This is a genomic window from Leifsonia sp. KNZ12-8B, from assembly GCF_056755495.1.
Window position 1 is genome coordinate 26,159 of the sequence record NZ_JBPGXM010000025.1, and the last position, 9,692, is coordinate 35,850.

The 9,692-nt window shown below is 68.6% G+C and carries 7 protein-coding genes and 4 tRNA genes; 4 read left to right on the forward strand and 7 right to left on the reverse strand.

Annotated features, from left to right (window positions below):
* Nucleotides 1-87 precede the first annotated feature (87 nt).
* Nucleotides 88-1,383, reverse strand: coding sequence for an MFS transporter (locus tag ACR9ZG_RS06145; RefSeq protein ID WP_481283944.1), 1,296 nt, complete (start codon nucleotides 1,381-1,383; stop codon nucleotides 88-90).
* 83 nt (nucleotides 1,384-1,466) lie between these two features.
* Nucleotides 1,467-2,120: a TetR/AcrR family transcriptional regulator gene (locus tag ACR9ZG_RS06150; RefSeq protein ID WP_481283945.1), complete on the reverse strand. Its 654-nt coding sequence runs from the start codon at nucleotides 2,118-2,120 to the stop codon at nucleotides 1,467-1,469.
* Between the two features lie 59 nt (nucleotides 2,121-2,179).
* Here ACR9ZG_RS06150 and ACR9ZG_RS06155 point away from each other — a divergent pair, with 59 nt between their 5' ends.
* A complete protein-coding gene (locus ACR9ZG_RS06155; RefSeq protein ID WP_481283946.1) occupies nucleotides 2,180-5,263 on the forward strand; it encodes an alpha-mannosidase in 3,084 nt (1,027 codons plus the stop codon).
* Here ACR9ZG_RS06155 and ACR9ZG_RS06160 read toward each other — a convergent pair.
* On the reverse strand, nucleotides 5,182-6,228 hold the full coding sequence (locus ACR9ZG_RS06160; RefSeq protein ID WP_481283947.1) for an FAD-dependent oxidoreductase: 1,047 nt from the start codon (nucleotides 6,226-6,228) through the stop codon (nucleotides 5,182-5,184). The genes ACR9ZG_RS06155 and ACR9ZG_RS06160 overlap by 82 nt on opposite strands.
* A 53-nt stretch (nucleotides 6,229-6,281) precedes the next feature.
* Entirely contained in the window at nucleotides 6,282-7,028 is a 747-nt protein-coding gene (locus ACR9ZG_RS06165; RefSeq protein WP_481283948.1) for an SDR family NAD(P)-dependent oxidoreductase, read from the reverse strand.
* 111 nt (nucleotides 7,029-7,139) lie between these two features.
* On the opposite strand from ACR9ZG_RS06165, the gene ACR9ZG_RS06170 reads away from it, so the two are divergent.
* On the forward strand, nucleotides 7,140-7,739 hold the full coding sequence (locus ACR9ZG_RS06170) for a TetR/AcrR family transcriptional regulator (protein ID WP_481283949.1): 600 nt from the start codon (nucleotides 7,140-7,142) through the stop codon (nucleotides 7,737-7,739).
* 69 nt (nucleotides 7,740-7,808) lie between these two features.
* Here the strand turns inward: ACR9ZG_RS06170 and ACR9ZG_RS06175 are convergent.
* The 3 genes from ACR9ZG_RS06175 to ACR9ZG_RS06185 all read right to left on the reverse strand — a co-directional run bounded on the left by ACR9ZG_RS06175 (nucleotide 7,809) and on the right by ACR9ZG_RS06185 (nucleotide 8,114).
* Nucleotides 7,809-7,880: transfer RNA gene (locus ACR9ZG_RS06175), tRNA-Val, on the reverse strand.
* A gap of 21 nt (nucleotides 7,881-7,901) precedes the next feature.
* Nucleotides 7,902-7,972 (reverse strand) — tRNA-Cys (locus ACR9ZG_RS06180).
* Nucleotides 7,973-8,041: 69 nt separating this feature from the next.
* Nucleotides 8,042-8,114 (reverse strand) — tRNA-Gly (locus tag ACR9ZG_RS06185).
* A gap of 188 nt (nucleotides 8,115-8,302) precedes the next feature.
* On the opposite strand from ACR9ZG_RS06185, the gene ACR9ZG_RS06190 reads away from it, so the two are divergent.
* Together ACR9ZG_RS06190 and ACR9ZG_RS06195 are read left to right on the forward strand one after the other, a co-directional pair.
* Nucleotides 8,303-8,378: transfer RNA gene (locus ACR9ZG_RS06190), tRNA-Val, on the forward strand.
* A gap of 90 nt (nucleotides 8,379-8,468) precedes the next feature.
* The coding region (locus ACR9ZG_RS06195) for an acyltransferase family protein (RefSeq protein WP_481283950.1) at nucleotides 8,469-9,692 on the forward strand (1,224 nt) is incomplete at its 3' end.

Below are 9,692 nucleotides of genomic sequence, written 5' to 3' on the forward strand. Positions count from 1 at the left end.
CATCGTCATACGGCCACTATACCTAATGACATTAGGTAAAGCACTATCTCCGTTAGGGAGGGCGTTTCCGGACGGGCGCCGCTCAGCTCACCTCACCTTCTTGACCCGGGTCACGCTGAGCGCTCCGAGGATGCCGAAGATGGCGCCGCTGATGAAGAGGCCCGGATATCCGAACGCTGCGATGAGAGCGGGGGCCGCGACGGGGATGAGGGACTGCGGGAGCGACTGGGCGAGGTTGGCGACGCCGAGATCCTTCGCCGCGGTGTCGGGGCTGGGCAGCACGTCGGTCAGGAGCGCCAGCTCCACAGCGAAGAAGGCTCCGAGCCCGGCGCCGAGCACGAGCTCGCCGAGGAGCACGACCGGGATGGACGGGGCCAACGCGATGATCGTGAGACCGACGACGGCGATGATCGACGAGAGGATGACGAACGGCTTGCGCCGGCGGACCCGGTCGGAGAGCCAGCCGAGGACCGGGGTGATCAGGAGGATGCCGACGGCGTTGGCGAGGATCGCCTGGAACACGAGGGTGGGCGCCTCGGAGTCGGACACGCCGAACTGGGAGATCAGGAAGTAGGCCAGGTAGCTGGTCGCCGTGAATTGCGTCGTGGTGAGGAAGAAGCGCGTCAGCCATGCCCAGCCGAAGTCGGGATGCTTGCGAGGGTTGAAGACGAAGGCGCCGAAGAACTCCCGCGCGTTGAAGGGATCCTTCGGGCCGCGCACGGCGATGCGGTCCTTCACGGGCAGCACCATGCCGATCATGAGCGCGACACCGATCAGGCTCGGAACAAGGCTTTGCACCAGGCCGACGGGGAAGAGCTGGACCAGGAAGGTTGCGGCCACGCCGCCCACGTTCTGGGCCAAGCTGATGAACGAAGCGGTGCGACCCCGCCGTTCGGGGCTGATCTGGTCGGGAAGCATGGCGACCAGGGCCGCGAGCGCGAAGTTGAGGCCGATCTGAGCGATGATCCATCCGACCAGCACCAGTGCGACGTTCGGGGCGACCGCGATGACGACGATCCCCGCGTATCCGACCAGGCCGCCGACGACGATCCAGGGTCTGCGCATCCCGAACCGGCTGGTCGTCCTGTCGGAGATGCGACCCGCGAGCGGGTTGGCGATCAGGGAGAAGAGCGCCCCGATCCCGAGGACGATTCCGAGGTCGGCGGCCGAGTTGGCGAGATCCAGTTCGCGGAGCCGGAGCGCGATCGTGATGACGAGCGGCGGGACCAGGGCGATCGAGAAGCCGAGGATCGCCAGCGGGATGGCGACCATGGGGTAGCGGGAGGGGCGCGCCGGACCGGGCGTCGATGGCACGATCTGGTCCGACGGGAAGACGTCCGGGCCGGATGTGGTGGGGACAGTGAGGGGCTTGGGCTCGTCCACGTTGACTTCTCTCTGCAAGCGGTTCCGGGGCGGTCGCCCGCGGCAGAGATCAAGATAACACCAAAAGCCCCAGTTGGAACTTTTTAATTCCCCGGATCACCGACCGGCTTCAGCAGCTGCTGGTAGAGCACCATGCCCGCGTGCAGGTCGACCTCTGGGTCAAGAAGCCACTGCGTGGACAGGCCATCCATCGCCGCGATCAACAGCGCGGATGCCGAGTCGAGAGAGATGTCGTCCCGGAGCAGGCCTGCGCCCTGCGCCAGCCGGAGTATTTCGAGAGCCTCAGCCCGCAGCCGGCGGTAGCGCTCGACGAAGAACGTTCGGGAGTACTCGTTACCGGGTTCCAGAGCACGGGCGACCATGCTGTGCCGCAGGGACATGAGGCCCGGCGCACCAGACGCATAGGAGTCGAGGTGGCCGGCGAAGTCGGTGGAAGGACGACCGCTCTCCTGGGCATCGATGAGCGCCTGTCGATCCTTCTCGCGCAGGATCTCGAGGAAGAGCTCCTCGCGGGTCTCGAAATAGCGTCGCAACGCCGCGTGACTCACACCGATCGCCTCGCCGATCGCTCGCAGACTCGTGCCCTCGAGACCGAGCTGAGCGAAGACCTCGATGGTGCGGTCGAGGATTTGCTGGCGCCGCATGACGCCCTTGGGGTAGCGCCCGCGAGAACCGGGCCCCTTCGCCGGGGCGGCCGTCGCGTCGGCGTCGTGCGGCTCTGCTTGCTTGCTCTGCATGGCCCCACGGTACCAACCGTGAAATGTTCCACGCGGAACTTTCTGTTACCCTGCCCCTCATGACAGACGATCTCGACCGGGTGGAGCATCGCGTTGCGAACACCGTCCGCGACCAGCTAGCACCAGCACTGCACCGCCGCAGCGCACCCCTGACCATCACCGCCTGGGAGGTCCCGGACGAACCCGTGCCCTTCACCGAGGCCATCCAGCAAGCGTTCGAGCCGTTCCAGGTCGGGCAGAGGTGGAGCAAGCCCTGGGGCACCACCTGGTTCCATCTGACCGGTGAGGTCCCCGCCGAGTGGAGAGCCGATGCAGAGGGGACGACCCTCCAGGTCACCGTCGACCTCGGCTTCTCCGGCCTCGTCCCGGCCTTCCAGTCGGAGGGGATGTTCTACCGCCCCGACGGCTCGATCATCAAAGGCCTCGAGCCCTTCAACAACACCGTCGACCTCGACCCGCACGAGCGCGTGATCGATCTCTATGTGGAGGCTGCGTCCAACCCGAACATGCTGGCGCACTTCTTCGTTTCCCCCCGCATCACGTCAGACGGCGGCGCAGGGCTGCCTGGCCCTTTCATGCCCGCGCCGCGGCCGCCCGTGTCGCACCTGGGTGACAAGGCCACGGCCGGTTCGGACCCGATCTACACGCTTCAGAACGCCGCGCTGGTCCAGCGCGACCGGGACGTCAGCGAGCTGCTGTCCGACGCATCGGTGCTCGCGGGGCTCGCCCGCCAGCTCGACCCGGCCCTCCCCCGCCGGGCGGAGATCATCCATGCCCTGGACCGGATGTGCGACATCATCGACCCGGAGGACGTCGCAGGTTCGGCTCGCGCCGCCCGCGGCGAGCTTGCCGGGGTCCTCAGCGCACCGGCCTTCGCATCCGCTCACTCGATCGTCGCCATCGGGCACGCTCATCTCGATTCGGCGTGGCTCTGGCCCACCCGCGAGACCGTGCGCAAGGCCGCGCGCACCTTCTCCAACGTCCTGGACCTCATGGACGAGGACCCGCAGTTCGTGTTCGCCGCCTCCAGCGCTCAGCAGTTCGCGTGGGTCAAGGAGCACTATCCCGAGCTGTTCGAGCGCATCCGGGTCCGGGTGGCGGAGGGCAGCTTCGTCCCTGTCGGCGGCATGTGGGTCGAGAGCGACCTCAACATGCCGGGTGGCGAGGCACTCGTCCGGCAGTTCCTGCACGGCCAGCACTTCTTCCTGGAGGAGTTCGGGGCGATCGCTCGGGAAGCGTGGCTGCCGGACACGTTCGGATTCACGCCTGCGTTCCCGCAGATCGCCCTGTCGGCGGGCACGGACAGCTTCCTCACCCAGAAGATGTCGTGGAACGACACGAACACCCTCCCGCACCACACCTTCCTCTGGGAGGGGCTCGACGGCAGCCGCATCTTCACCCACTTCCCACCGAACGACACCTACGGCTCGGACCTCAGCGGCGCCGATCTCGCCAAGGCTCAGCGGCAGTTCTCCGAGAAGGGCACCTCTGACGTGTCGGCGACACTGTTCGGCTGGTCGGACGGCGGCGGAGGCCCCACCCGCGAGATGCTGGGCGCCGCTCACCGCACCCGTGATCTGGAAGGGTCACCGCGTGTGGCCCTCGGCTCTCCGGCGCAGTTCTTCGAGCGCGCGAAGGCGGAGCTCCGAGACCCCGCCGTCTGGACGGGAGAGCTCTACCTCGAAACCCACCGGGGCACATACACCTCACAGGCGGAGACCAAGCGAGGCAACCGCCGGAGCGAGCACCTGCTGCGCGAGGCGGAGCTGTGGAGCGCGGCCGCCGCGATGCGCGGCCTCGTGGACTACCCGTACGACGAGCTGGAGGCGATCTGGCGAACGGTCCTGCTGCATCAGTTCCACGACATCTTGCCCGGTTCGGCGATCGCATGGGTGCACCAGGAGGCGGAGGCGCACTACCGGCGTATCGAGCGGGAGCTCGAGTCGCTCATCGCGGTGGCCCAGCGCGCTCTCGCCGGAGTCGGCGAGGCGACGGTCCGCTTCAACGCCGCGCCGGTCCCGCTGGAGGGCGTCGCGCCGCTGAGCACTGTCGCGGCGGACGCAGCCGGAGACGAGCATCCATCGCCGGTCCGCACGGATGGGGGCTTCGAACTGGCGAATGGGCGCGTGCGCGCCCGGTTCGACACCGTCGGTCTGCTGGTGTCGCTGCAGGACCTGGTCTCGGGCCGGGATCTCATCCCGGCCGGCGACACCGGTGCCCTGCTTCAGGTCTTCCGCGACCGTCCGAACCTCTTCGAGGCGTGGGACATCGACCGCTCATACGCGAACACCGTCACCGAACTCCGCTCCCCCGACAGCGTCACCATCGAGGAGGACGCGCTCGTGGTGCGCCACTCGTTCGGTCGTTCCGTCATCATCCAGAGGTATCGACTCGGTGCCGCGACGACGGACCTGCAGGTGGAGACGGAGGTGGACTGGCACGAGCAGGAGAAGCTTCTGAAGCTCGCATTCCCGCTGGACCTCCGGGCTGACTCCTACGCGTCCGAGATCCAATTCGGGCACGTGAGCCGGCCGACCTTCGCCAACACGTCGTGGGATACGGCGCGTTACGAGACTGTCGCGCACCGCTGGGTGCACGTCGCCGAGCCCGGTTTCGGAGCCGTTGTGGCCAATGCATCCACGTACGGCCACGACGTCACGCGCACGGTCCGCGCCGACGGGTCGACGACCACGCTGGTTCGCCAGTCGCTGCTGCGGGCCCCGACCTTCCCTGATCCAGCAGCCGATCAGGGCGTCCACGTGTTCCGCAGCACCCTCGGGTTCGCCATCACTCCGCTCGACGCCGCCCGTGCCGGCTACGCGCTCAACCTTCCTCCCCGAGCCGTGCACCGCGCTGCCGGCGAAGCGATCGAGCCGATCGTGGCGGTCTCGGCTCCCTCAGTTCTCGTGGAGTCGGTGAAGCTCGCCGAGGACCGATCCGGCGACCTGATCGTCCGCATCTTCGAGTCGCAGGGCGCACGCACGGACGCCGCGGTGACGTTCGGAGCGCCCTTCATCGACGCCTGGCGGACGGATGTGCTGGAGCGGAAGACGGGAGAGGGCTATTGGACCGGCGACGAACCGGTCGAGCTCACACTGCGCCCCTTCGAGATCGTCACTGTCCGGGTGCGGCCGCGCGCCTGAAGCCGGGCAAGCGAAAAGGCCGGGCCCGCTCCCTTGTTGGAGCGGGCCCGGCCTCGTCGTTTGCGGCTGGGTTCAGTCCTGTGCGATCTCCGAGAACAACCCGGTGAACGGGGTCCCGGTCCCCACCAGCCGCTGGAAGAACTCACCGGCGACCGGGGTGGCGACGGCGGCGGACGCGTCCTCGTAGCTGTCGAAGTAGAGGTCGAGAGTGGACCTTCGTCGACCTCACCGCCGAGGGCGCGGGCGGCGGTCATATCACCCGCTGCACGCGCCTGGTACTTGCCCTGGTGTGTCAGCAAGGCGCGGCCGTTGACATCGCCCGTCGCGTAGAGCCAGCCGCCCCCGAGCGGGACGCCGGCGTCGTCCACCACACGGAGGGTCTCGTCGACCGTGAGCCAACCGCCCGGCACGATTCCCACGGTCTCCAGGCCGATGTCGCCGGTGTTCGGCCGACGGCCCGTGGCGACCAGCACCTCGTCCGCGCGCACGGTCCTGCCGTCGGCGAGAGCGATCCGCACAGAGCGGTCGTCATCGCGCGCCACCTCGGTCGGCTCGGCGCCGATCAGGAGGTCGACGCCCTCGGCGGTGAGCGCGGTCACGACGCGTTCGGCGGCGAACGGCTCGACTCGCGGCAGCAGCCCGTCGCGTGCGATGAGCGTCACGGCCGTGCCGAAGGCACTGCATGCCGTCGCCATCTCAGCGCCGACGACACCGCCGCCGATGATCGCGAGCCGCTCGGGGATGCGCTCGGCCGCCACCGCCTCCCGGTTGGTCCAGGGCTCCGCCTCTGCGAGCCCCGGAATCGGCGGGATCGCCGCGCTGGTGCCCGTCGCGATGACGACCGCGTGGCGCGCTTCGAGCACCGTGATGCCACCGTCCGGCCCGGTCACTGCGACCGTGCGCTCTTTGACGAGACGGCCGTGTCCGCGGACCAGCGCAATGCCGGCACTCTCGAGCCAGGACACCTGCCCGTCGTCGTGCCAGTGCGCTGCGAACCGGTCGCTGGCCGGGATCTCGGCTATGCGCCGTATCCGCCGTCGATCCTCAGTACCGAGCCGGTGACGTAGGAGGCTTGCGGGCTGGCAAGGAAGACGACGCCGGCGGCGATCTCCTCCGGCCTGCCGTAGCGGCCCATTGCTGTTGTAGGAAGGAAGAGGGCTGCGGCCGGACTGTCGGCGGGATTCATCTCGGTGTCGATGAACCCGGGCTCGATGACGTTGACGGTGATGCCGCGACGGGCCAGATCGCGAGCCGCTCCCCGGCTGTAGCCCTCCAGGGCCGACTTCGATCCGGCATAGTGCGCCATCCCGGTGAAGCCTGCCCGCATGGCCGCCGCCGAACTGATGCTGATGATGCGCCCGCCGTCCGGCAGCAGCGGGAGGGCCGCCTGGATCGTAGCTACCACGCTGGTGTAGTTGATCGCGAGCTGGCGGTCGAGGGCCGCCTCGTCAGCGTGCTCGTCATCGACGCGGGCGGGTACCGTGACAGCCGCGTTGTTGACCAGGATGTCGATCTTCCCGAGCTGTGCGACCACGCTGCGGATCAGGCCTGCAGCCTGAGCCTCATCGGCCTGGTCGGCCCGGAAGGCCGCCGCGCGCACTCCCTTGTTCTCCAGTGCGGCAACAACAGCTGCGGCTTGGGATGCTGAGGAGGAGTAGCTGATCGCCACATCGGCTCCTTCCTCGGCCAGGGCCAATGCTGTCGCTGCCCCGACTCCCCGCGATCCGCCTGTGACGACCGCGACCTTCTTGTCCAGCTTTCCCATGAGCTTCCCTTCCCGGTGTCTCCGACACCGGACTTCATAGCGAGTTCTTGACGGTTCGGTCCACAATACGGATAGTGGACCGCGTGGTCAAGAAATCGTAGACTGGCTCGTATGGCACGTCCGCGATCGTTCGACGAGAAGCAAGTGCTGGGCGCCGTCCGGGACCAGTTCTGGGACGCCGGATACGCCGCCACCTCGATGGAGGACCTGATGCGGGTCAGCGGGCTGGGCAAAGGCAGCCTGTACGCGGCGTTCGGCGACAAGCGTGAGCTGTTCCTCCAGGCGCTGCACAGCTATACCGACGACCTCAACGGCGCGTTACGAAGGACCCTCGCGGAGACCCCGCGGGCCGCGGACGCATTGCGCACATTTCTCGAAGCCCCGCTGAGAACCCCGGCGGGCTCCGACACCCCGCGTGGCTGCTTGATGGCGAACAGTACGAGCGAGCTCGGTAAAGCCGACCCGGACGTCCTCGCCCATGCGCACCGCACCTACGAGACGTCGACCAGCCTCATCGCCGAGTGCGTTGCCCGCGCCCAACGCGAGGGTGACGTACCAGCGACAACCGATCCGGTGGTCCTCGCGCGAGCCATCCTGGCCGCGCAACAGGGCATTCTCTTCATGACCCGGACGGGACTGGACGCCGCCACGCTGGCGACCACCGCCCGAACGCTCGCCGATCAACTGCTCCCAACCGCAACCGGCAGCTGAACCACCCGGAGAACGGCGATGGTTCGCCGAAAACGACGAAACCCCCGAATCGTCGGGGGTTTCTCTCGGTGGGCGATACTGGGATCGAACCAGTGACCTCTTCCGTGTCAGGGAAGCGCGCTACCGCTGCGCCAATCGCCCGAGCCTGACTGCTCAGGATCGAGGTGGATACGGGATTCGAACCCGTGTATACGGCTTTGCAGGCCGCTGCCTCGCCTCTCGGCCAATCCACCGAAGCCACAACACGGACTGAACCGTACCGTATTCGAGAGGCCCGGTTCGTCTCCGACCGGGCCGACTCGAGCGGATGACGAGACTCGAACTCGCGACCCTCACCTTGGCAAGGTGATGCGCTACCAACTGCGCTACATCCGCATTCCGTTCCGCGGTCTCCCGCGGCACTTGAATGACTTTAGCCGATCCCCGCGCCGAAGACAAAACCGGACGTGACATCCGGGTGTGTCGCGGCTGAACGCCCGCTGGACGCCCACCCGCGCCACGCCGGGCCGGACCGCCGATGTGCATTCGGCCCTCGGCGTCGGCTAGTATCGAATCTCGCAAGCGGGCGATTGGCGCAGTTGGTAGCGCGCTTCCTTCACACGGAAGAGGTCATCAGTTCGAGTCTGGTATCGCCCACCACCACGAACCGCATACGAGGAGCCCCCGGCCGCCGCCGGGGGCTCCTCCGCATCCCGGGCGGCCCGGCCCGTCGGATAATCTGGGTTTTCTATGTCTTCCGATATCGGTCGCCGGCGCAGGGGCGACATCCAGGGCCTCCGCGCGGTCGCCGTGCTCCTTGTCGTCGCCTACCACGCGTTCCCCGGCGTCCTGCGGGGCGGCTTCGTCGGCGTCGACGTCTTCTTCGTCATCTCGGGCTTCCTCATCACCGGCCTGCTGCTGCGCGAGCGCAGCGCAACCGGGCGGATCGCGCTGGGCGCGTTCTACGCCAGGCGCATGCGCCGGCTGCTCCCGGCCGCGCTCGTCGTGACGGTCGCGACGCTGCTCATGTCGGCGGTGCTCTACGGACCGCTGCGGTTCATCCAGGTGCTGCGGGATGCGGCCTGGGCGACGGTCTCGCTGGCCAACGTCAACTTCGCGTTCGACCCCGACGGGTACTTCTCGACGACGACGCCCAGCCCGTTCCTCCACTTCTGGTCGCTCTCGGTCGAGGAGCAGTACTACCTGCTCTGGCCGCTCCTGCTGCTCGCGGCGGCTGCGCTGTGGCGACGCGGAGGCATCCCGGCGCTGCTGCTGATCGTGACCGCCGGATCCCTGGCGGCGAGCGTCGTGCTCACCTCGACCGGCTCGCCGTTCGCCTACTACTCGCTGGGGACGCGGGCCTGGGAGCTCGCGATCGGAGGCGTCCTGGCCTGGGTCACGCGCCCCGCCGACACCACCGCCGGCACCACCGGGCTCGTGAACCGCTCCCGTGGGCGGCTCGATCTCGGGTCGGCGCCGGGCTGGCTGCGCATCGTCCTCCTCGTCGCCGGAGGGGCCCTCATCCTCGCGTCTGCCCTGCGCTACACCGACGCCACGCCGTTCCCGGGCTGGGCCGCGCTGGTGCCGACGCTGGGCGCCGTGCTGGTGATCGCATCGGGGACGGGAGGGCCGGCCCCGCTTCCCCTTCTCCTCGGCAACCCGGTCGCGCGCTACATCGGCGACATCTCCTACTCGCTCTACCTGTGGCACTGGCCGGTGCTGGTGCTCGGCGGGATCGCGCTGGGCGCCTCCACCTCGACCCGGGTCGCACTGGTGGCGCTGGCGTTCGCGCTCGCGGCCGCGAGCTACCGCTTCGTCGAGCGCGGCTACGGCCGGCTGCGCCCGAAGGCGCGCTCGCGCTCGGTCGTCGCGACGGGCGCCGTCGCCGCGCTCCTGGTCTCCGGGGGCGCCGCCCGGGGCGCCGCCCCGCGCCCCCCACACGCCCCCCCCCCCCCCCCCCCCCCCCCCCCCCCC

Bases quoted from the DNA above. Each gene is read 5' to 3' on its own strand.
- ACR9ZG_RS06150 (WP_481283945.1), bottom strand. From the start codon at position 2,120: ATGCAGAGCAAGCAAGCAGAGCCGCACGACGCCGACGCGACGGCCGCC.
- ACR9ZG_RS06155 (WP_481283946.1), top strand. From the start codon at position 2,180: ATGACAGACGATCTCGACCGGGTGGAGCATCGCGTTGCGAACACCGTC.
- ACR9ZG_RS06165 (WP_481283948.1), bottom strand. From the start codon at position 7,028: ATGGGAAAGCTGGACAAGAAGGTCGCGGTCGTCACAGGCGGATCGCGG.
- ACR9ZG_RS06170 (WP_481283949.1), top strand. From the start codon at position 7,140: ATGGCACGTCCGCGATCGTTCGACGAGAAGCAAGTGCTGGGCGCCGTC.